The organism is Actinosynnema sp. NPDC002837, from assembly GCF_040295345.1.
In the GTDB taxonomy this organism is placed as follows: Bacteria; Actinomycetota; Actinomycetes; order Mycobacteriales; family Pseudonocardiaceae; genus Actinosynnema.
This window is the reverse complement of sequence record NZ_JBEOVG010000014.1, coordinates 135,901-158,566: the sequence shown is the minus strand read 5'-3', so window position 1 is coordinate 158,566 and position 22,666 is coordinate 135,901. Positions and strand designations below refer to the sequence as shown.

Here is a 22,666-nt window from a genome sequence, read left to right as displayed (position 1 = left end):
CGGCGGGACGCTTTTCCCCGCCGGGCCTGCCGGCTTCGGCCTGCCTGGAGTGCCCGTAAGGGCCCCATGTCAAATCGAGCCGGACCTGACCCGAGCAGCCTCCCTCGACTCACACCGTCGACGTCTCCGCACTCGCCTGCTCGTGCGCCAACCGCGCCAACTCCACCCTCGAACCGATCCCGAGCTTCCTGAAGATCCCCCGCAGGTGGTAGTTCACCGTGTGGGGCGACAGGAACAACTGCTTCGCCACCTGCCGGTTCGTCAACCCGGCCCCCACCAACCGGGCGATATCCCGCTCCGCCTCGGACAACAACCTCCACTCCTCCACCCCACCCGCACCACCCGCACCCGAACCAGAACCACCCGCACCAGAACCAGCCACCCGCCCACCCCCGCGTAACCGGGCCAACTCACCATCCGCCCCCATCCGCTCGAAGATCCTCGACGCGACCGTCGTGTGCGCCGAAGCCCGAACCACCTCACCGGCCTCGGCCAACACCTCCGCGAGGTCCTCGTTCGCGTTCGCCCGCGCCCACGGGTGCCGATGCCGCTCCGCCGCCTCCCGCAACCGCTCCGCGTCCCGCTCCACCAACGCCCGCGCGTGCCGCGCCGCCACCGACACCGCCGGGAACCCCGGGTTCTCGGCCGCCAACCGCTCGGCCGCGCCGACCACCTCCCCCGCCAACCCCCCATCCCCCACCGCCGAAGCCTGCCGCACCAACCACGGCGCGGCCCCCGGCTCCTCGACCAACATCCGCCGCACCCCGGCGGGATCGTCCATCCGCTCACGCGCCAACTCCACAGCCCGCTCGGCCCCACCCCGAGCGTGCGCCAGCAACAACTCCACCCAGTCGTACTGCCCCGAGTGCAACACCGCCTCACCCGCCGCCAGATCCGCCCGGTACCGACGCACGTGCTCGCCCGCCGCCGCCACGTCTCCCCGGTGCAACGCCACCGTCGCCAACACCGTCGACGCGAGCGGCACCAGGATCCGCAGCCCCCGGTCGCGCGCGCTCGACAGCCCGCGCCGCGCCGCCGCCAGCGCCCGGTCCAACTCCCCCGCCTGGACCAGCACCCTGGCCCGCGCGATCGTCCGCGCGGCCGGCGCACCCGCCTTCACCGCCTCGTCCTCACAAGCCGCCCCGTGACACCTCTCCCCCTCGCACCCGGCCCCCTCGCACCCCTCCCCCTCACGGACCCACTTCTCCGCCCGCTCGAAGTCACCCAACGCCGACAACTTCAACGCGAACGACACCGCCGACTGCGACTGCCACCACGCGGTGGGCCGGTCGAGCTCCCAGCGCGTCGACTGACGACCCCAGTACATGGCCTCGGCGAGCTTCCCGGCGTTCCACTCCAGGCACGAGTGGACCGTCGCCGCCATCACCACGTCCGCGTCCGCGGGCTCCCGGTCCCGCGTCGTCAACACCGACAACGCGTGCGCGCCCGCCCGGCTCCCCGTGGCGAAGTACAGCGACAGCAACCGCCCGGCCTGCGCCAGCCGCCGCAACGGACCGGGCACACCGGGCGTGGTCAGCACGTGCTCCATCTCGGACACCGCGTCCGCGGGCCGGCCGTCCGCCAGCAGGATCCCCGCCAGCACCACGTGCAGCTCGGCCGCCGCGCGGGTGGGCACACCGCCCGTCAGGCTCTCCCTCGCCAGCGCGATGGCGGAGCCGAGCCTGCCGTTGGCCGCCAACGACCGCACCCCGCCCACCGCGGCCGCGCCCCGCGCCTCGTCCTCCTCGCCCCACTCCTCGGGCGCCTCCGCCACCTCGGCCGACCTCGCGCGCAGCGCCTCCACGTCGTGCCGCAGGGCGTGCCGCACCGACCCGGGCATCGAGTCCACCACCGCCCGCCACACCAGGTCGGACGCGAACTCCAGCCGCTCGTCGACGCACACCACCAGCCCGGAGGCCAGCACCTCGTCCACCGCGAGCAGCAGCGCTCCAGTGGTCTCGTCCATCATCGCGGCCACGTCCTGGAGCAGGAACGACCTGCCGATCACGGCCGCGACCCGCAGCACCTGGGTGGCCTTGGCCGACATCGCGTCGACCTGACCTCGCACCGCGGCCCCGACCCGGCGCGGCAGCCACCCGCCGCGCGGCCGGGCCACGCCGTCGCGCACGTCGAGCCGTCCTTCTTCCCGCAAGCCCTCCACGAGCTCGGCGACCAGGCGCGGGTTGCCGCCCGCGCCCGCCGTGAACGACGCCAGGTCGGGGTGCGGCACCGCGCCGAGCAGGTCGGTGACCATCCGCTCGACCGCGTCGTCGTCGAGCGGCCCGAGCGGGAGCACCTCCCCGTGCCGGCTCAGCGCGTCCCGGATCTCCACGGCCTCGCCGCACAACGCCGCCAACACCGACACCGACCGATCCCCGCCGGCGGTCGCCGCCAACTCGAGCAACGCCGCCGGGTCCTCGTGCGCCTGGTCCACCACGATCAGCACCGGCACCCGATCGCTTTCCACCCGATCGAGTGCCGCCGCCACGTCGGCCGACGCCGCCAACCCGGCCCCCGGAACGGGCACCACGGCGAAACCCCGGTCGCGGGCGGCGGCGACCGCCTCGCGCAACAGGGAGGTCTTTCCGGAGCACGGCGGGCCGTCGATGGCCAGCAGGCCACCGGGCGTGGACAGGAAGCGGAGAACCGAAGCCCATTCACGATCCCGGCCGTACAATTTCGACACAATCAAGACTGCTACGCATCTCGACTGGCTGTCAATTCAGCCGGCCGCGCCGTTACCGGCGTTTTCACCTAATGCGACGAGTGGCGCCACCCGATCCAGTTCACGCATCACCGACTCGGGATCGGGCGCGAGCACCACTCCGGCGGAGCGCAACACGGCCAAGTGGCCCTCGAACGCGGGGTGGGCCGCCTGGCCCTCGGACACCTGCGGCAGCGCGACCATCGGCTTGCCGGTGCCCAACGCCTCGCACAACATCGTGAGCGCCTGGTTGTCGGCGATCCCCAGCGCGAGCTTGACCAGCGAGTTCGCCGTCGCCGGCGCGAACACGAACGCGTCCGGCGCCGGGTAGGGCTTGGGCTCCCACGGCAGGCGGGACGTCCACCGCACCGGCAACCCCGTCAACTCCCGGAGCGAATCAGACTCGGGCTCGAGCCACCGGGCCGCGGTGGGGGTGAACGTGATCGCCAACCGCCACCCCTTGGCGGCCAGGGGCCGAGCGAGCCGGTCCACGAACCACTGCTCGACCCCTCCCCCGGCCGACGCGACAACACCGAGCACCGCCGCACCGCTCACGAGAGCACCACTCACCAGAGCCCACCATTCACCCGACCCGGCCCGATCTGACCCCGCTCACCGGATCCCGCTCACCAAACCGCCGTCATCGAATCACCGATCCCCCGATTCACCCGGTCACCGATTCACAAGATCACCGGATCACCGGATCACCGAACCAAGGAACCAACGGATCACCGGATCAACCCACCACTCACACCGGCCGCCGCAGAATCGCGCAGAACATCGCGTCCGTCCCGTGCTTGTGCGGCCACAACTGCACCTGCGGCCCGTCGCCCAGCTCCGGCACGCCCGGGAAGAACTCCCGCGCGTCCACCCACTCCGCCCCGGTCCGGCGCGCCACGTCGCCCACCACGCCCACCGTCTCCGACAAGTGCGGCGTGCACACCACGTACGCCACCACACCGCCCGGCCTGACCAGCGACAACGCCGCCGTCAACAGCTCGCGCTGCAACCTGGCCAACGGCGCGACGTCCGAGGGCTGCCGCCGCCACCGCGCCTCCGGCCGGCGCCGCAACGCGCCCAACCCGGTGCACGGCGCGTCCACCAGGACCCGGTCGAACCCGCCCTCCTCGAGCCCGGACTCCCGGCCGTCGGCCACGTGCACCGTGATCGGCAGGTCGCCCATGGCCTTGCGGATCAGCTCCGCCCGGTGCGGCGCCTTCTCGACCGCGTCCATCGACGCGCCCGACAACCGGGCCAGCGACCCCAGCAGCACGGCCTTCCCGCCGGGCCCCGCGCACAGGTCCAGCCACCGCTCGTCACGGCCCTCGACCGGCACCCGCGTCAACGCCACCGCGCACAGCTGGCTGCCCTCGTCCTGCACGGCCGCCAACCGCTCGCGCACCGCGTCGAGATCGCCCGGGTCGCCCGCGCCCGCGTCCAGGTGCACCCCGTACGGCGAGTACGGCGCCACCTCGCCGCCGGTCATCGCGGCCAGCTCCTCCGCGCTGCACTCACCGGGCCTGGCCGCGAGGTGCACGGCCGGCCGCGCGTCGTCGGCGAGCAACGCCTCCCGCAGCGGCTCGCCACGACTTCCGAGCGCCTCCGCGAACGCCTGCGCGATCCACCGGGGGTGCGCGTTGGCCATGGCCACGTACCCGATGGGGTCGGTGTCCTCGTCCGGCGCGACCTCCTCGACCCAGGCCGCCTCGTCCTGCCCGGTCACCCGCCGCAGCACGGCGTTCGCGAACCCGGCCGCGCCCGAACCCCGGTCGGCGCGCACCAGGTCGACCGTCGAGGCCACCGCCGCGTGCGCCGGGATGCGGGTGCGCAACAACTGGTAGGCGCCCAGCCGCAGCGCGTCGAGCACCGCACCGTCCACTTCGGACAACGGCCGGTCGGTGCAGGCCGCCAGCACCGCGTCCAGCAGCCCCTGCGCGCGCAGCGACCCGTACGTCAGCTCGGTCGCCAGGGCCGCGTCACGCCCGGTGATCCGACGTTCCCGCAGGATGCCCGGCAGCACCAGGTTCGCGTAGGCGTCGCGCTGCCGGACGGCGCGCAGCGTGTCCAGCGCGGCCTGGCGGGCGGGGTCCTCCACCGGCGGTCGCTCCGGACCGGTGCGACCGCGGGGCGGGTGCGCCCGCCGAGGGCGGGATGGACGCGAAGACCTCTGGGTCATGAAATCCGTTCCCCCGCTTCGATCCGGGCGCCGCGCGCCCAGTCGGTCGCCGACATCCGCTTCTTGCCCTGCGCCTGCACCTCGCCCAGCGCCACCGGGTCGGTGGCCGTGCCGACGAGCACGCGCTTGCGCTCCACCCGGAGCTCGCCGGGCGCGAGCGGCTCCTCCGCCTCGACGGGGAGCACCGGGCCGAGCTTGAGCCGCTCACCGCGGAACTCCGCCCACGCACCGGGGTCCGGCGTCACCGCGCGGGCCACCCGGTCGATCGCGACGGCGGGCGTGCCGAAGTCGAGCCGCGCGTCGTCGACGGTCACCTTCGGCGCGTAGCTCACGCCCTCCTCGGGCTGGTCCACGGGCCGCAGGGTGCCGTCCGCGATGCCGTCCACAGTGGACAGCAGCAGGCGCGCGCCGGACTCGGCGAGCCTGCCGAGGAGGTCACCGGCCGTGTCCCGGTCGCGCACCCGCTCGGTCACCACGCCGTACACCGGGCCCGCGTCCAGCTCCTTGACGATGCGGAACGTGGTCGCGCCGGTGATGTCGTCGCCGTGCCGCACGGACGCCTGCACCGGTGCCGCGCCGCGCCAGGCCGGCAGCACCGAGAAGTGCAGGTTCACCCAACCGTGCCGGGGGATCGCCAGGGCGGACTCGGGCAGCAGCGCGCCGTAGGCCACCACCGGGCACAGGTCCGGCTCCAGCTCCTTCAACCGCGCCTGGAACACCGGGTCGCCCGCCTTGGCCGGCGCCAGCACCTCGATGCCGCGTTCGTCGGCCAGCGCCGCGACCGGGGAGCGCTCCACCCGGCGGCCACGACCGGCGGGCGCGTCCGGCCGCGTCACCACGGCCACGACCTCGTGCCGGCCGGACTCCAGCAGCGCCCGCAACGACGGCAGCGCGACCTCGGGCGTGCCCGCGAAGACCAGCCGCATGTCAGATCCCCCCGCGACGCACGTCGGGACTCCACCGGGACGGCCTGGTTTCCTGGACGAACACGCACTCTCCTCGCATCTTCCGCGACACCGCAGGCCGCAAGTCTAGAAGAGCGCCTTCGACCCAGCTCGCCCGCGACCTTCGCCCCCACCGCACCCGCGAGGTCGCGTCGATCGTTCGCGACTCATTTTCCGGCGATCACGCTCTTCGATCGTCGGAAAATCAGGCGCGAACGATCGACTTCCGGGCGACCTCGCCGCCGTCTGCGGAGCAGCGGCAATCAAACACAGCAGCGGCCATCAACCACCAAACAACGGGTGCGGCGACTGCTTGATCGTCGGCACGCCGCCGTCGAACCACGACTGCTGCCGGATCGCCCGCATGGCCTCCTTGCGGGTCGCCTCGTCCAGCCGGTCGAGGAACAGCACGCCGTCGAGGTGGTCGGTCTCGTGCTGGATGCAGCGGGCCAGCAGGTCCGTGCCCTCGACCTCGATCGGCTCGCCGTGCATGTTCCAGCCCTTGGCCACCACGTGGCGGTGTCGCCGGCAGTCCCACGACAGGCCGGGGATCGACAGGCAGCCCTCCGGGCCGTCCTGCTCCTCCTCGCCGACGACCTCGAACGTCGGGTTGACCAGGTGACCGGCGAAACCGTCGCAGTGGTAGGTGAACACCCGCAGGCCGACGCCGAGCTGCGGCGCGGCCAACCCGGCGCCGCCCGCCTCGCTCATGGTGTCCCACAGGTCCTTGACCAGCTTGCGCAGCTCCGCGTCGAAGTCGGTGACCTCGACGGCGGGCGTCCGCAGCACCGGGTCGCCGAACAGCCGGATCGGTTGGACGGTCACGCGCACTCCTCGAAGCCTGGGGAGGTCCCAGTCTACGAAAGCGCGCTCAGTGCTCCAGGTCACGGCCGAGGAAGGCGACGCCGACCAGCGCGGCCAGGAAGTGCCCGACGAACCGGGCCGCCGTCGTGACCACCGGCTTCACCGCGCTCGCCGCGCCGGCGGTCGGGCGGCTGACAGCGCTCGGTGTGGGTGTCATGGTCATCGTGGTCATGTCGGCTCCTCCGCTCCCGGCTCCTGTGCTCCCAGCGTGCGCCCCGGCGGCGTCGCCTGGCGTCCGCTCGGAGTCGCGAGGGGTCGTCATCCTCGGGAATGAGATCGGCTGCAACGCCGGGGGCGGCTGCGGCTACTTACCGACATGACTGCTGCGACATCGGGCCGGCAGGGGGCAGCACGGGTGACCGACACCGACGCGGAGCTGTGGGCGCGCGGCGACCAGGCGGCGTTCGGCGCGCTGTTCGACCGCCACGCCGACGCGGTGTGGAACCACGCCTACCGGCTGACGGCGTCGTGGTCGCTCGCCGAGGACCTGACCTCCGCCACGTTCCTGGCCGCGTGGCGGCGCCGGTCCGACATCACCCTGGTCCGCGACAGCGCCCTGCCGTGGCTCTACACCGTGGCGGGCAACCTGGCGCGCACCGAGTTCCGCCGCCTCGGCCGGTTCCGGCGGGCGTTGCGGCGGGTGCCCGGCCAGGAAGCGGTGCCCGATCACGCCGAGCGCGTCATCGCCTCGGTGGACGACGACCGCGCGTTACGCCGGGTGTTGGACGTGGTGGCCACCTTGCCCAGAGCCGAACGTGAGGCCGTGGAGCTGGTCCTGCTGGGCGAGCTGTCCACGGCCGAGGCCGCCGAGGTGCTCGGCGTCGCCGAGGTGAGCGTGCGCTCGCGGATCTCGCGGGCCCGTGCGCGACTGCGTGCCGTGGAGGAGCGATGAGCCAGCCGGGGATCAACCTGCCGCCGCGCCGCCCCCTACCGCCTGACGTGCGGAAACGGCTGCGCCGCCGGGTCGTGGGCGGTGGGGCCGTGCGCGCGCCGCTCGCCGCCGCGGCGGCCGTCGTGATACTCGCCGCGGGCGGTGCGATCATCGCCCAGTCCACCGGGGGCGACGACCGCACCGCCGTCACGCCGCCGTCCACCACCTCCTCGGCGGCCGGGTCGCAGGCCCCTCCCGTCACCGGCGTCTCGCCCGGCGCGGCCACGACCGACGCGGCGCGGTGCGGGCTCGGCGACGCCGACGTGCGGTTCACGCTCCGCCTGGCGGGCCGCCGGATCCTCGTGACGCGGGACGACCGGTTCTGCGAGCTCACGCACACGACGATCTCGAAGAACAGCCCCGCGGTCGGCCCCGTCCCGCTCGAGGACGGCGCGGCGGCGGTGTTGTGGCGCAGTGGCAGCGGCGTGCTGATCGGGCGCGTGCCGGCCGGGACCGGCCGCGTCGTGCTGGACTCCGGGGACCCGACCGGCGCCGGACCCGTCCCGGTCTCGCTGGTAGAGGACCTGTTCGTGACCCCGTACACCACGGTGGGCTTGTCGGCGCGCTTCACCACGGCGTCGAGCGTGGTCTTCGCGGGGATCGACGTCGTGGCGCTGCCGACCGCGGAGGTCTGGGCGGCGCCGCGGGAGGAGTTGCCACCGGGCGACCCGGACGTGGCCCGGTGCCTGGACCGGGCCCTGCTGGACGCGGCGCGGTGGGTGGGCGACCCGCTGAAGTGGCGACCCGGAGCGGTCTCGGGCCAGGCGGCCGACGCCCGGCTGGTGCTGCACGACCAGGCCGGGAAGACCGCCCTCTGCGAGTTCAGCCTGGGTCGGCCGCTGCTCGTGCACGAGGAGGACCCGGCACCGCGGCGTGGCGAGTCGTTCGCGATCCGCTACGTGACCAGTCGCGAGACCGGCCCCGGACCCGGCGACGGGCACGTGCTGCTGGCCGGCACGGTCGACGCGACGCGCGTGGGCGGCCTGGAGATCACCGATCCCCGGGGGCGGACGGTGGCGGCCACCCTGCGGGACGGCACGTTCATCGCCCGGCTGGACCAGCGGCACCTGACCGCCGCGGACGCCCTCCTCGACGGCTTCCGGGTGCGCGTGCTCGACCACGGCAACCAACCGGTCGAGACCGTGACGCTGGGCTGAGACCGGTGTGGTCCCGCCCGACCAGGGGGCGGGCGGGACCACACCACCACGTCATCGCGTCGGCCACACCGCCCGGGCCGCGCCGCCGCCACGCCGGGACGTCTCCGCCGCCGCGCGCCACCGGCCGTCGGGCAGGCGTTCGACCGCCGTGACCGCGCCGATCTCGGCGGTGGACGTGAACCGGTGGCCCAGCGCGCGCAGCGCCGCGGCCTCCGCGCCCGCCAGGAACGCGGGCTCGGCCTGGGTGTTGGCGGCGTTGCGCTGGGACGCGCGCGGCGCGGCGATCGCCTCGACCAGCGGCGTGCCGCGGTCCAGCCGCCGGGTCAGCACCTGCAGGACGGTGGTGATGATGGTCGCGCCGCCGGGCGAGCCGAGCGCCAGCACCGGCTTGCCGTGCTCCAGCACGATCGTCGGCGTCATCGACGAGCGCGGGCGCTTGCCGGGGCCGGGCAGGTTCGGGTCCGGCACGCCCGGCGTCACCGGCGTGAACGAGAAGTCGGTCAGCTCGTTGTTGAGCAGGAACCCGCGACCGGGCACCACGATGCCGCTGCCGCCCTCCTGCTCGATGGTCAGCGTGTAGGCGACCACGTTGCCCCAGCGGTCGGCGACCGTCAGGTGGGTGGTGTCCGTGCCCTCGTACGGCGTGGCGGCCGGCTCGCCGCTGGTCGCGCACGGCGTCGGGTTGCGCGGATCACCGGGTGCGACCGCGCCGGTCATGGCCGCCGTCGGCGAGATCAGGCACGCCCGGCTGTCGGCGAAGCGCTGCGACAGCAGCTCCCTCGTCGGGACGTCGCTGAACGCCGGGTCGCCGACCCAGCGGTTGCGGTCGGCGAACGACAGCCGGCTGGCCTCCAGGAACCGGTGCAGGTACTGGACCGGTTCCTCGGCGGCCAGGTCCGTGGTCTCGAGGATGTTCAACGCCTCACCGGCGGTCGTGCCGCCGGAGGACGGCGGGGCCATGCCGAACACGTCGTAGTCGCGGTAGCGGACGCGGGTCGGCTCGCGCAGCGGCGCCTCGTACCCGGCGAGGTCGGCCGCCGTCATGTCACCGGCCCGGACCTTGCGGGTGGAGCCCGCCACCACGGGCGGCTGCCGGACCGCCGCCACCAGGTCGCGACCCACCTCACCGCGGTAGAACGCGGACATGCCGTCCTTGCGCAGCGCGCGGTAGGTGTCGGCCAGGTCGGGGTTGCGGAACGTGCTGCCGATCGCCGGCGGCGCGCCGCCAGGCAGGTACAGGGCGCTGGTCGAGCTGAAGTCCGCGAAGCGGGCGGCGTTGTCGCTGACCTGCCGGTGGAACGTGGCGTCGACGGTGAAGCCGCGCCGGGCCAGCTCCTCCGCCGGCCGCACGGCCTGGTCGAGCGACCACGTGCCCCACTGCCGCAGCGCCTGCTGCCAGGTGCGCGGCGTGCCCGGCACGCCCACCGACAACCCGCTGGTCATGGCCTCGGCGAACGGGAGCGGGACGCCGTTCTCCACGAACAGGTGCGCGTCGGCGGAGGCGGGCGCGGTCTCCCGCCCGTCCACTGTGGACACCCGGTGAGTGCGGGCGTCGTAGTGCACGAGGAACCCGCCGCCGCCGATGCCGGCGGAGAACGGGTCGGTGACGCCCAGCGCGGCGGCCACGGCGACGGCGGCGTCCACCGCGTTGCCGCCGCGGCGCAGGACGTCGACGCCGATCTGCGAGGCGTCGGGGTCGACGCTGGACACCACGCCGCCGAAGCCGACCGCTTCGGGCACGCGTGGTGGATCGGCGACCGCGGAGGCGGTGGCGGGCAGGAGTGGTGCGACGAGGAGGGATGCGAGGACGCTGGCGACAGTCGACCGGAGCATCGTTCCCTTCTACTCCACCCCGGCCGAAAGCAGAACCACCCGGGAGTCGCCGTGTCGGGTTCCGCACCGAAGCGCTTCGTGGGAGCGGACGACGCCGTGGGGCCGGAGGACGTCGAGGTCAGAGGACTTCGAGCGGGTCGAGCTTGACCCGCACCACGTCCGGTTCCTTCCGGGCGCTGCGCACGGCCAGCACGTCGGCCAGCAGCGCGGCCAGCGCGCGGCCCTCCGTCCGGGACACCCGCACCAGGGCGCGTTCCTTGTCCTCCGACAGCGGCACCGGGCCCAGGACTTCGCCCGTCGGCGGCAGGTCCAGCTCCTCCAGGACGCCGGCCAGCGCGTCCGGCGCGCCGTCCACGGTGGCCATCCGCACGGCGGGCGGGAAGCCCAGCTCGGCACGCGCCGCCAGCTCCTGCCGCGCGTGCCACACCGGGTCCCACCGGACCAGGGCCTGGACCGGCGCCAACGACGAGTCCGCGACCACGACCACCCGCCCGGCCGCGTGGACCAGGGCCGCCGCCGTCATCCACCGCCGCAGCGCCTCCTCCGCCGCGCGCAGGTCGGCCCGGCCGAGCAGCGCCCAGCCGTCCAGCAGCAGGGCCGCGCCGTAGCCGCCCTCGGTGAACGGCTCCGCGCCCGGCGTGGCCACCACCAGGGACCGGCCGCCCGGCACCTCGGCCAGCACCTCGTCGCCGCCCGACGTGCGGACCGGCACGCCGCTGAACGCGCGCCCCAGCTCCTCGGCCGTGCGGCGGGCGCCGATGACCTGGCCGCGCAGCCGGCGCGAACCGCAGTTCGGGCAGCGGTACGCCGCCTCCGTCGCGCCGCACCAGCGGCAGTACGCGGGCCTCGGCACGCCGTCCTGGGTGCCGCCCGGCAGCGCCAACGGGCCCGCGCACCGGCGGCACCGGGCGGGCGACCGGCACTGACCGCAGGCCAGCGCGGGCACGTACCCGCGCCGGGGCACCTGGATGAGCACCGGCGTGTCCGCCGCCAGCGCGGCCCGCGCGGCGTCGAAGGCGATCGACGGCAGCCGGGCCGACCGCGCCGCCGCGTCCTTCACCTCCTGCCACTCGCTCTCGCCCACCGCCGCCACCCTCGGCGCCACGGCCCGCAGCGTGTCGCGGGCCGCGACCACCTCGTGCGCCCAGCCGCTGTCCACCAGCAACTGGGCCTCCGCGGTCCGGGCGAAGCCGCCGACCAGCAGCGACGCGCCGGTCAGGTGCGAGCGCTGCACCAGCACGTCCCGCACGTTCGGGTACGGCATCCGCGGCTCGGAGTGCAGGTCGTCGCCGTCGTCCCAGACCGCGACCAGCCCGAGGTCCCGCACCGGTGCGAAGGCCGCGCCACGCGTGCCCAGCACCACCCGCACCGCACCCCGCCGCACGGCCAGCCACCGCTTGTACCGCTCGGACGGCCCGAGGTCGGCCGACAGCGTCACCACGCCCGCCTCGCCCACCAGCGCCGCGCACGCCCGCTGGAGCCGGGCCAGGTCGCGGTGGTCCGGCACGACCACCAGCGCGCCCTTGCCCGTGCTCGCCACCGACGCCGCCGCCTCGGCCAGCCGGGCGGGCCAGTCCTCGGCGGGCAGCGCCTGCCACACCGCCCGCGCGGCCCGGCCGGACCGCAGCGCGTCCAGCAGGTTCGGCCCGAACGGGTAGCGCGCCCACCCCTCGTCCGAGGGCGCCTCGGGCACCGGCGCGGGTTCGTCGGAGGGCTTGGCCTCGGCCCGCGCGTGGCGGGGCGGGATCGCCATCCGCAGCACGTCGATCAACGACCCCGCGTACCGGTCCGCGATCGCCCGCGCCAGCTCGGCCACCTCCGGCGACAGCACCGGCTCCGGCGAGATCACCCGGTCCAGGAACGTGAGCTTCCGCCCGTACTCCGACGACTCCGCCCGCTCCAGCAGGTAGCCGTCCACCAGCTGGCCGGCGAACCGCACCCGCACCCGGCAGCCGGGCACGGCGTCCGCGTCCTGCTCGGTCGAGACCTGGTAGTCGAACGGCCGGTCGAGGTGCGCCAGCGGCACGTCCACGCACACGCGGGCAACCGGCAGCGAGGCGGCGGGAACCCGCTCGCCCCTCCTGCTCGTCGCCTTGCCCGCCACGGGTGGAGGTCTACCAGAGACCGGGGTGGACGCCCGCGACCCGGGCCCCGATCGGGACACCATACCCCCAGTATCGAACACGTGTTCGACCTTGGCAAGATCACGACCGGGTGATCGCGGGCGACACGCTCTCCCGCCCGTTCTCCAGGTGCCCCGCCAGCCTGCGGCGGAACCCGCCGTCGGAGGTGATCGTCACGTCGTACCAGCCGTGCCGGAACGCGGTCAGCCACGGCACCAGCCGCCGCCTGCCCGGCCGCACCGCCACCTTGAAGTCCCGCCCGTCGCCCACCACGGCGAACGTCACGTCCGACGGGCCGAAGTTCGCCAGCGTGATCGACACCATGCGGCTGTGCGCCGACGTGGCCAGCGCCACCGACTCGCCCCGCGCGCCCGCGAACTCGCGCCGGAACCCGTTCGGCCCGACCACGGTGAACCGGTACCGGCCCTCGAACGGCACCACGACGTCCACCGAGGACCGCACGTCGAAGTGGACCGGGCCCTCGAACTCGCCCGCGTGCGGGTGCAGCGCCAGGTGCACGCTCTCGTCGCCCGAGTTCCGCAGTTCCAGCCGCACCTCGCCGCCGACCGCCGCACCCGACACGTCCGGCTGGTAGGGCAGCGGGCGGGCTGGCCGCACGCCCGGTTCCTGCCGGTCAACGGGCGGGCCGTGCTCCACCACCACCGGCCGGCGCGCCCGCCGGGTGAAGTCGAACGCCGAGGTCAGGTCGCCGCACGCGGTCCGCCGCCACGCGTCGATCCCCGACGCCGCCACGCCGAGCCACCGTTCCAGGAACCGGATCGTGGACGAGTGGTCGAACACCTGCGAGTCCACGTACCCGCCGACCGTCCACGGCGACACGACGACCATCGGCACGCGCGGCCCCAGCCCGGGCGCGTCCGCCACGCCGTGCGGCGGGCAGGGCGGCGGCACGTGGTCGAAGTGCCCGTCGGCCTCGACGTGGGTGACGAACAACGCGGTGGAGTCCCACACGTCCGGCGTGGACGCCAACGCGTCGAGCACCTCGTAGGTGAGTGACGCGTCGGGGCGCTCGCACGCCATGAGGAACGACACCCGGGGCAGCCGGCCCGCCACCACGTCGGCCCGGAACGACGCCGTCAGCTCCCCGTCGCACAGTGCCTCGCGCGCGATCCTCGCGAACCGGGTGGCGAACTGGTCCTGGCGTTCGGCCGACTCCCGGTAGACGCGCCACGACGTGCCGGCGTCCTGGAGCCGTTCGGCGTACCCCGCCCACTCGGCCTCGGCGTGGGGCGTGCCGTGGTAGGCGTCGCAGACGGTGAACGTGTCCGCCAGCTCGTAGTCGAACGGCAGGTCACGTCGGTCGTGGGCGGTGGCGCTGCGGGCGTCGTCGATCGCGTCGGGGTCGGCGAAGCCGCGCACCCCGCGCAACGTGCCGTAGCAGTGGTCGAACGACCGGCGCTCGCGCACGAGCAGCACGACGTGCTCGATGGCGGACAACCCACCCGACCGGGGCTCCCGTGCCAACGCCTCGTGCACTGACGACGGCAGCAGGGAACCCGTCACGGCGGTGTGCGGCGTGCGACGCGTGTCGGGCATGACCGTGTCTAACGCGCGCCGGTGAACTCAAGAGGTCCTCCGGACCACACCCGCGCAACCCGCGGCGGACATCGACGCGGAACCGTCGGACCGCGCCTGCAAAATAAAGCAGGGGTCCCCTTGGGCGGGGACCCCTGCGCAGCGTCGCTCGGGCGTCAGGCGCCCCAACGCCGGTCGGGCGTCAGGCGCCCGCGGCGGCGCGGAGGGCGTCGGCGCGGTCCGTGCTCTCCCACGGCAGGTCGACGTCGGTGCGGCCGAAGTGGCCGTAAGCGGCGGTCGGGGCGTAGATCGGGCGCAGCAGGTCCAGGTCGCGGATGATCGCGGCCGGGCGCAGGTCGAAGACCTCGCCGATCGCCTGCTGGATCTTGGTCGGGTCGACGGTCTCGGTGCCGAAGGTCTCCACGAACAGACCCACCGGGGCCGCCTTGCCGATGGCGTACGCCACCTGCACCTCGATGCGCGTGGCCAGCCCGGCGGCCACCGCGTTCTTCGCCACCCAGCGCATCGCGTACGCCGCGGACCGGTCCACCTTCGACGGGTCCTTGCCGGAGAACGCGCCGCCGCCGTGGCGGGCCATGCCGCCGTAGGTGTCGACGATGATCTTGCGACCGGTCAGGCCGGCGTCACCCATCGGGCCGCCGATGACGAAGCGGCCGGTCGGGTTGACCAGCAGCCGGACGTCCGAGGTGTCCAGGCCGAGCGCGTCGACCTCGGGGGCCACGACGTGCCGGCGGATGTCGACGCCGAGCAGCTTCTCCAGGTCGATGCCGTCCGCGTGCTGCGTCGACACCACGACGGTGTCCAGCCGCACCGGCTGGTCGCCCGCGTACTCGATGGTGACCTGGGTCTTGCCGTCGGGACGCAGGTACGGCACCGTGCCGTCCTTGCGCACCGCGGTCAGCCGCCGCGACAGCCGGTGCGCCAGCGCGATCGGCAGCGGCATCAGCTCGGGCGTGTCGGTGCACGCGTAGCCGAACATGAGGCCCTGGTCGCCCGCGCCCTGCTTGGCGATCTCGTCCTCGGTGCCCTCGACGCGCTTCTCGAACGCGGTGTCCACGCCCTGCGCGATGTCCGGCGACTGCGAGCCGATGGCCACGTTCACGCCGCACGAGTAGCCGTCGAAGCCCTTGGCCGACGAGTCGTAGCCGATCTCGACGATCTTGTCCCGCACGATCGAGGGGATGTCGGCGTAGGCCTCGGTGGTGACCTCGCCCGCCACGTGCACCTGGCCGGTGGTGACCATCGTCTCCACCGCGACGCGCGAGCGCGGGTCCTTCGCCAGCAGCGCGTCGAGGATCGAGTCGCTGATGGCGTCGCAGATCTTGTCCGGGTGCCCTTCGGTCACCGACTCACTGGTGAACAGCCTGCTGCTGTGCTGGCTCACGACACTCCCTAACTGTCCGATCTGCGAATGGTCTCAAGCTTACTGAGCGCTCGCGCGCGAAGGGTCCCGTTCGACGGCAGGGGCGACCGCGTCCCACAATGCGGACGCCAGCCGCGCCTTCGAGCCGTGCGGGATCGGGGTCTCCGCGCCGTCCGCGGACAGCAGCCAGCCGGCGTTGTCCTCGACCTCGAACGCGCGCCCGTCGCCGACGGCGTTGACGACGAGCCAGTTGCAGCCCTTGCGCTTGAGCTTCGCGCGACCGTACTCGAGCACGCCGGTGCCGGCGTCCCCGGTCTCGGCCGCGAACCCCACGACGACCTGGCCAGGTCGCCGCGCGGCGACCAGCTCGGCCAGGATGTCCGGGTTGCGGGTGAGCGCGACCGGGTCGGGGTCGCGATCGGTCTTCTTGATCTTGTGCTCGACCAGCTCGACCGGCCGGAAGTCGGCGACGGCCGCGGCCATCACCACGACGTCGGCGGTGGCGGCCACGGTGTGCATCGCGTCACGCAACTCCAGCGCCGAGCCGACCCGCACGACGTCCACCCCGGCGGGCGCGACCAGGTCCGCGGTGTGCGCGGCGACCAGCGTCACGCGCGCGCCGCGCTGGGCGGCGACCCTGGCCAGCGCGTAGCCCTGCCGGCCGGACGAGCGGTTGCCCAGGAAGCGCACCGGGTCGAGCGGCTCGCGCGTGCCGCCCGCCGACACGGCGACGTGCACGCCCTCCAGGTCGCGCGGCAGCGCGTCGGGGCGCGCCAGCAGCAACCGGGCCAGGTCGACGATCTCGGCGGGCTCGGGCAGCCGGCCCTTGCCGGTGTCCTTGCCGGTCAGCCTGCCGCTGGCGGGTTCGGCGACGACCACGCCGCGCGAGCGCAGCAGCGCCACGTTCGCCCGGGTCGCGGGGTGCTCCCACATCTCGGTGTGCATCGCCGGCACGAGCAGGACGGGGCAGCGCGCGGTCAGCAGCGTGTTGGTGAGCAGGTCGTCGGCCAGGCCGTGGGCGGCCTTCGCGATCAGGTTCGCCGTGGCGGGCGCGACGACTACCAGGTCGGCGTTCTGCCCCAGCTTCACGTGCGGCACCGACGGCACGTCCTCGAACACCCCGGTCTGCACCGGTTGGCCCGACAGCGCCTCGAACGTGGCCGCGCCGACGAACTTCAGCGCGCCGTCCGTCGGCACGACGCGCACGGCGTGACCGGACTCGGTGAGCCGGCGCAGCACCTCGCACGCCTTGTACGCGGCGATGCCCCCGCCCACCCCCAGGATGACGTTGGGGCGGTCGGGGGCGACGGCCTCGGTCACTCGCCCTCGGTGTGCTCGAGGAGACCCGCGTGGATCTCCCGGAGCGCGATCGACAGCGGCTTCTCGCGCGGGCCCGGCTCGACCAGCGGGCCGACGTACTCGAGCAGGCCCTCGCCGAGCTGCGCGTAGTAGTCGTTGATCTGGCGCGCGCGCTTGGCGGCGTAGATCACCAGCGCGTACTTCGAGCTGACCTGCTCCAGGAGGTCGTCGATCGGGGGGTTGGTGATGCCCTCCGGAGTACCCGAGAGCGGGCCCAGCTCGGTGTGCGTGGTCACTCGTCAACGCTCCTGCGGTTCAGGGGTGGGTCTGCGGGCCGTCCCGTGCCTCGCGACGCGCGTGCTCACGCGTCGGGCACCGGGCCGACCACCAAGTTTAGCAAGCTCGCGGCGGCCGACTTCACGTCGTCGTTCACCACGACCTCGTCGAACTCCGGTTCGGCCGCCAGTTCCTCCCTGGCGATCTCCAGCCGGCGGGCGACGACGGCGGGGTCCTCGGTGCCGCGGCCGGTGAGCCGACCGACCAGGTCCTCCCACGACGGCGGGGCCAGCATCACCAGCTGGGCCTCCGGCATCGCGACCCGGACCTGCCGGGCGCCCTGCAGCTCGATCTCCAGCAGGGACGGCGTGCCGGCCGCCAGTGCCCGCTCGACGGGCTCCTTGGGCGTGCCGTAGCAGTTGCCCGCGAACTCGGCGTGCTCCAGGAGCTCGCCCCTGGCCACCATCTCGCGGAACTCGGCGCCGCCGACGAAGTGGTAGTGCACCCCGTCGACCTCGCCCGGCCTCGGCTTCCGCGTGGTCACCGAGACGCTGAAGTGGATCTCCGGTCCCATCCGGCGGAGCTCGGCCAGCACGCTGGACTTGCCCACGCCGGACGGGCCGGACAGAACGGTGAGGCGGGGCCGGGCGCGTGCGCCCGACCCCACCCCGGTGCCATCAGTCACTCGCCGCTGAACTCGGTGAGCAGCGCCTTGCGCTGCCGCTCACCCAGGCCGCGCAGCCGCCGACTCGGAGCGATCTCAAGGCGCTCCATGATCTGCTGCGCACGCACCTTGCCGACGCCCGGAAGCGCCTCGAGCAGCGCGGACACCTTCATCTTGCCAAGGACCTCGTCGCTCTCGGCGGCCTTCAGCACGTCGGTCAGGTTCGTGCCGCCACGCTTGAGGCGCTCCTTGAGCTCAGCCCGAGTGCGACGAGCGGCAGCAGCCTTCTCCAGCGCTGCGGCCCGCTGCTCCTCGGTAAGCTGGGGAAGGGCCACGATTTCCTCCGTGGTGTGGGAATTTCAATTCTGGATCGGTGCCGCGACCGTACCGAGCGCAATTGCCTGGGTACAACGTGGGTCCCAGTCAGGTGAATCTTTCAGCGCTGGAGTGGTTGCGGCGGGTGGTAGTAGTACCAACACCCACCAACAAGCCCATCACCGCCACCGGTAACGCCTTGCGCACGCCGTGTGTGGTATGCGCTCGATGGGTGATGGACCCGTCGGTGGCCAGGACCGTACCAGGGAACGTTTGCGCAGGTGAGCGGACCACGTGAAGCGTGTCGCGATTTGATCGTGATCACATCTCCAGGGAGCGCCGCACGGCGTCCGCCGCCGACCGCAACTTTGCGGTCTCAGGGCCGTGCCTGAGCACGTCCCGGGAGGTCGTCGGGAGCACGCCGCGCAGGTCCTCACCGAAGAGCGCACGCAGGTCCGCGACCGTGGCGCCCTGAGCCCCGAACCCCGGCGCGAGGACGTATCCGTGCAGGTCGGAGAGGTCCAGCCGGTGCTCGCCCACGGTCGCGCCGACCACCAGGCCGACGTCGCCGAACGGTTCGAGACCGGCGTTCGCGCGGGCCGCGGAGTCCACGACCGACTGCGCCACGGAACGCCCGTCGGGGCCCACCGCGCGCTGCACGGAGGCCCCCTCCGGATTCGAAGTCAACGCGAGCACGAATATTCCGCGACCGCTCGCGGCGGCCGCTTCGAGCGCCGGGTCGAGCGATCCGAAGCCGAGGTACGGCGACGCGGTGACCGCGTCGCCGGCCAACGGCGAGCCCTCGGTGAGGTAGGCCGCGGCGTACGCGGCCATGGTGGAGCCGATGTCGCCGCGCTTCGCGTCCACCAGCACCAGCGTGCCGCTGTCCCTGAGGTCCGCCACGACGCGTTCCAGCACCGCCACGCCCCGTGACCCGTGCGCCTCGAAGAAGGCCGCCTGCGGCTTCACCAGGGCCACGTGGCCGCCGAACGCCTCCACGCACGTCAGCGCGAACCGCTCCAGCCCCGCGGCGTCCTGGGAGAGGCCCCAGGACGCCAGCAGGCCGGGGTGCGGGTCGATGCCCACGCACAGGGGGCCGTGCTCGGCGACGGCCTTCGCCATCCGCGCCCCGAACCGCTGCCCCGCCGCGCTCACGCGTCACCCCGCAGGGCCGCCTGGAGGGCCTGGAGGGGCCGCACGCCGATGTCCCCGCGGATGGCTGCCTCGATGCCGTGCACGGCCGCCGCCGCGCCCTGGATCGTGGTCACGCACGGGATGTCCTTGGCCACGGCCGCGGTGCGGATCTCGTAGCCGTCCACGCGGGGCCCGTTGTTGCCGTACGGGGTGTTGATGATCATGTCGACGGTGCCCGCGAGGATGGCGTCGACGATGTTGTCGGCGCCCTCGAAGTGCTTGCGCACGATCGTGCAGGGGATGCCGTTGCGGCGCAGCACCTCGGCCGTCCCGGCGGTGGCCAGCACCTCGAAGCCCAGGTCGGCGAGCCTCTTGACCGGGAAGATCATGGCCCGCTTGTCCCGGTTGGCCACCGACACGAACACCCGGCCCGACGTGGGCAGGGAGCCGTAGGAGGCGGTCTGGGACTTGGCGTAGGCCATGCCGAAGGACACGTCGATGCCCATGACCTCGCCGGTCGACTTCATCTCCGGGCCGAGCAGCGAGTCGACGCCCTTGCCCTCCGGCGTGCGGAACCGGTGGAACGGGAGCACGGCCTCCTTGACCGCGACCGGGGCGTGCGGCGGGAGCTTCGCGCCGTCGCCGGTCGCGGGCAGCATCCCCTCGGTGCGCAGCTGGGCCACCGTGGCGCCGAGCATGATCCGGGCCGCGGCCTTGGCCAGCGGCACCGCCGTGGCCTTGGAGACGAACGGCACGGTGCGCGAGGCGCGCGGGTTGGCCTCCAGGACGTAGAGCACGTCGTCCTTCAGCGCGTACTGCACGTTGAGCAGGCCGCGCACGCCGATGCCCTCGGCGATGGCCAGCGTGGACCGCCGGACCGCGTCGATGTCCGACTCGCCGAGCGTGATCGGGGGCAGGGCGCACGCCGAGTCGCCGGAGTGCACGCCGGCCTCCTCGATGTGTTCCATCACACCCCCGATGAACACCTCGTTGCCGTCGTAGAGGGCGTCCACGTCGATCTCGATGGCGTCGTCGAGGAACCGGTCGACCAGCACCGGGTGCTCCGGGCTGACCTCGGTGGCGCGCTGGATGTAGCCCTGGAGGGTCTCCTCGTCGTAGACGATCTCCATGCCGCGACCGCCGAGCACGTAGGAGGGCCGCACCAGCACCGGGTAGCCGATCTCGTCGGCGATGGCCTTGGCCTGCGCGAACGAGGTGGCCATGCCGTACTTCGGCGCGGGCAGCCCGGCGTCGGCGAGGACCTGGCCGAACGCGCCGCGCTCCTCGGCGAGGTGGATGGCGTGCGGCGGGGTGCCCACGACCGGCACGCCCGCGTCCGCGAGCCGCCGCGCGAGGCCCAGCGGCGTCTGGCCGCCGAGCTGCACGATCACGCCCACGACCGTGCCGGAGCGCTGCTCGGAGTGGAACACCTCCAGCACGTCCTCGAACGTCAGCGGCTCGAAGTACAGCCGGTCCGAGGTGTCGTAGTCGGTGGAGACCGTCTCCGGGTTGCAGTTGACCATCACGGTCTCGTACCCGGCCTCGCGCAGCGCCATGGCCGCGTGCACGCACGAGTAGTCGAACTCGATGCCCTGCCCGATCCGGTTCGGGCCCGAGCCGAGGATGAGCACCTTCGGCTTGTCGCGCTGCCCGGTCACCTCGGTCTCGGCGTCGGGGTCCAGCTCGTAGGCCGAGTAGTGGTAGGGCGTCTTGGCGGCGAACTCGGCGGCGCACGTGTCGACCGTCTTGAACACCGGCCGCACCCCCAGCCGGTGGCGCAGCGAGCGGACGCCGTCCTCGCCGGCCAGCTCCGGGCGCAGCGCGGCGACCTGCCGGTCCGACAGGCCCGCCCGCTTGGCCTTGCGCAGCAGGCGCTCGTCGAGCACGGGCGCGGCCTCGATCTCGGCCCGCAGGTCGACCAGCCAGGCCAGCTGCTCCAGGAACCACGGGTCGATCCGCGACGCCTCGTGCACCTGCTCGATCGTCGCGCCCAGGCGCAGCGCGCGGTCCACCGTGTACAGGCGGCCGTCGTGGCCCTTGCGCAGGGCGTCCAGAGTGGACTCCAGCGACTCGGCCGGGTCGGCGGGGTCGGGCGTCGTCCAGAAGCCGGCGGCCTTGGTCTCCATGGAGCGCAACGCCTTGCCGAGCGCCTCGATGAAGCTGCGGCCGATGGACATGGCCTCGCCGACCGACTTCATGGTCGTGGTGAGCGTGCTGTCGGCGCCCGGGAACTTCTCGAAGGCGAACCTCGGCACCTTCACCACGACGTAGTCGAGGGTCGGTTCGAAACTGGCCGGCGTTTCCCCGGTGATGTCGTTCTGGATCTCGTCCAGCGTGTAGCCGATGGCCAGTTTCGCGGCGATCTTGGCGATCGGGAAACCGGTCGCTTTCGACGCCAAGGCCGACGAGCGGGACACCCGCGGGTTCATTTCGATGACGACCATGCGGCCGTTGCCGGGGTGGATGGCGAACTGGATGTTGCAGCCGCCGGTGTCCACGCCGACCTCGCGGATGACCGCGATGCCGACGTCGCGCATGTGCTGGTACTCGCGGTCGGTGAGCGTCATCGCGGGCGCCACGGTCACCGAGTCGCCGGTGTGCACGCCCATCGGGTCGATGTTCTCGATGGAGCAGACGACGACCACGTTGTCGTTGCGGTCGCGCATCAGCTCGAGCTCGTACTCCTTCCAGCCGAGCACGCTCTCCTCGATCAGCACCTCGGTGACCGGGGACTCGGCCAGGCCGCTCGCGGCCAGCCGCTCCAGCTCCTCGGGGGTGTGCGCCATGCCCGAGCCGAGGCCGCCCATGGTGAACGACGGCCGGATGACGACCGGCAGGCCCAGGTCGGCCACGGTCGCGCGGACGTCCTCCATGGTCTTGCAGACCGCGCTGCGCGGCACGTCCGCGCCGATCCGGCGGACCAGGTCCTTGAATATCTGCCGGTCCTCGCCGCGCTCGATGGCGTCGATGTCCGCGCCGATCAGCTCGACGTTGTACTTCTCCAGCACGCCGCGCTCGTGCAGCGCGATCGCGGTGTTCAGCGCGGTCTGGCCGCCCAGCGTGGCCAGGATGGCGTCGGGCCGCTCCGCCGCGATGACCTTCTCCACGAACTCCGGGGTGATCGGCTCGACGTAGGTGGCGTCGGCGAACTCCGGGTCCGTCATGATCGTCGCCGGGTTGGAGTTGACCAGGGAGACCCGCAGGCCCTCCTCGCGCAGCACCCGGCACGCCTGGGTGCCGGAGTAGTCGAACTCGCAGGCCTGCCCGATGACGATCGGGCCGGAGCCGATGACCAGCACGTGCTTGAGATCAGTCCTCTTCGGCAT

The 22,666-nt window shown here is 73.5% G+C and carries 18 protein-coding genes; 2 read left to right on the top strand and 16 right to left on the bottom strand.

Annotation, left to right across the window (positions count from 1 at the left end; all coding sequences use genetic code 11):
* Positions 1-109: 109 nt before the first annotated feature.
* The 6 genes from ABTZ99_RS13710 to ABTZ99_RS13685 all read right to left on the bottom strand — a co-directional run bounded on the left by ABTZ99_RS13710 (position 110) and on the right by ABTZ99_RS13685 (position 6,860).
* Positions 110-2,686 (bottom strand): helix-turn-helix transcriptional regulator, encoded by a 2,577-nt coding sequence (locus ABTZ99_RS13710; protein WP_499611288.1) that lies wholly within the window; start codon positions 2,684-2,686, stop codon positions 110-112.
* Between the two features lie 36 nt (positions 2,687-2,722).
* Positions 2,723-3,274, bottom strand: a complete 552-nt coding sequence (locus ABTZ99_RS13705; protein WP_499611285.1) for a flavoprotein — start codon at positions 3,272-3,274, stop codon at positions 2,723-2,725.
* Positions 3,275-3,452: 178 nt separating this feature from the next.
* On the bottom strand, positions 3,453-4,880 hold the full coding sequence (locus tag ABTZ99_RS13700) for an RsmB/NOP family class I SAM-dependent RNA methyltransferase (protein ID WP_498779832.1): 1,428 nt from the start codon (positions 4,878-4,880) through the stop codon (positions 3,453-3,455).
* Entirely contained in the window at positions 4,877-5,806 is a 930-nt protein-coding gene (fmt, locus tag ABTZ99_RS13695; RefSeq protein ID WP_498779833.1) for a methionyl-tRNA formyltransferase, read from the bottom strand. Before fmt ends, ABTZ99_RS13700 begins: the two co-directional genes overlap by 4 nt.
* Positions 5,807-6,106: 300 nt before the next feature.
* Entirely contained in the window at positions 6,107-6,649 is a 543-nt protein-coding gene (gene def, locus ABTZ99_RS13690) for a peptide deformylase (RefSeq protein ID WP_498779834.1), read from the bottom strand.
* A 46-nt stretch (positions 6,650-6,695) separates the two neighbouring features.
* Complete coding sequence (locus ABTZ99_RS13685; protein WP_498779836.1) at positions 6,696-6,860, bottom strand: hypothetical protein; 165 nt, start codon at positions 6,858-6,860, stop codon at positions 6,696-6,698.
* Between the two features lie 144 nt (positions 6,861-7,004).
* On the opposite strand from ABTZ99_RS13685, the gene ABTZ99_RS13680 reads away from it, so the two are divergent.
* Entirely contained in the window at positions 7,005-7,580 is a 576-nt protein-coding gene (locus ABTZ99_RS13680; RefSeq protein ID WP_498779838.1) for an RNA polymerase sigma factor, read from the top strand.
* Positions 7,577-8,776: a hypothetical protein gene (locus tag ABTZ99_RS13675; RefSeq protein WP_499611281.1), complete on the top strand. Its 1,200-nt coding sequence runs from the start codon at positions 7,577-7,579 to the stop codon at positions 8,774-8,776. The genes ABTZ99_RS13680 and ABTZ99_RS13675 overlap by 4 nt, the downstream gene beginning before the upstream one ends.
* Before the next feature lie 51 nt (positions 8,777-8,827).
* On the opposite strand, the gene ggt is transcribed toward ABTZ99_RS13675, so the two are convergent.
* From ggt to carB, 10 genes are all read right to left on the bottom strand, one after another.
* Entirely contained in the window at positions 8,828-10,609 is a 1,782-nt protein-coding gene (ggt, locus tag ABTZ99_RS13670) for a gamma-glutamyltransferase (RefSeq protein WP_499611278.1), read from the bottom strand.
* A gap of 118 nt (positions 10,610-10,727) precedes the next feature.
* Complete coding sequence (locus ABTZ99_RS13665; RefSeq protein ID WP_499611275.1) at positions 10,728-12,776, bottom strand: primosomal protein N'; 2,049 nt, start codon at positions 12,774-12,776, stop codon at positions 10,728-10,730.
* 37 nt (positions 12,777-12,813) lie between these two features.
* Positions 12,814-14,289, bottom strand: coding sequence for an alkaline phosphatase family protein (locus ABTZ99_RS13660; RefSeq protein ID WP_499611273.1), 1,476 nt, complete (start codon positions 14,287-14,289; stop codon positions 12,814-12,816).
* A 181-nt stretch (positions 14,290-14,470) separates the two neighbouring features.
* Positions 14,471-15,673 carry a methionine adenosyltransferase gene (gene metK, locus ABTZ99_RS13655; RefSeq protein ID WP_498779847.1) on the bottom strand — a complete coding sequence of 401 codons (1,203 nt, stop codon included), beginning with the start codon at positions 15,671-15,673 and terminating at the stop codon, positions 14,471-14,473.
* 39 nt (positions 15,674-15,712) lie between these two features.
* On the bottom strand, positions 15,713-16,972 hold the full coding sequence (gene coaBC / locus ABTZ99_RS13650; protein WP_499611270.1) for a bifunctional phosphopantothenoylcysteine decarboxylase/phosphopantothenate--cysteine ligase CoaBC: 1,260 nt from the start codon (positions 16,970-16,972) through the stop codon (positions 15,713-15,715).
* Complete coding sequence (gene rpoZ / locus ABTZ99_RS13645) at positions 16,969-17,247, bottom strand: DNA-directed RNA polymerase subunit omega (RefSeq protein ID WP_053721631.1); 279 nt, start codon at positions 17,245-17,247, stop codon at positions 16,969-16,971. Before rpoZ ends, coaBC begins: the two co-directional genes overlap by 4 nt.
* A 65-nt stretch (positions 17,248-17,312) precedes the next feature.
* Positions 17,313-17,912 (bottom strand): guanylate kinase, encoded by a 600-nt coding sequence (gene gmk / locus ABTZ99_RS13640; protein WP_498779850.1) that lies wholly within the window; start codon positions 17,910-17,912, stop codon positions 17,313-17,315.
* Complete coding sequence (gene mihF / locus ABTZ99_RS13635) at positions 17,909-18,226, bottom strand: integration host factor, actinobacterial type (RefSeq protein ID WP_077005726.1); 318 nt, start codon at positions 18,224-18,226, stop codon at positions 17,909-17,911. Before mihF ends, gmk begins: the two co-directional genes overlap by 4 nt.
* Before the next feature lie 301 nt (positions 18,227-18,527).
* Positions 18,528-19,328 (bottom strand): orotidine-5'-phosphate decarboxylase, encoded by an 801-nt coding sequence (gene pyrF / locus ABTZ99_RS13630; protein ID WP_499611300.1) that lies wholly within the window; start codon positions 19,326-19,328, stop codon positions 18,528-18,530.
* A 29-nt stretch (positions 19,329-19,357) separates the two neighbouring features.
* Positions 19,358-22,666, bottom strand: coding sequence for a carbamoyl-phosphate synthase large subunit (gene carB / locus ABTZ99_RS13625; protein ID WP_498779852.1), 3,309 nt, complete (start codon positions 22,664-22,666; stop codon positions 19,358-19,360).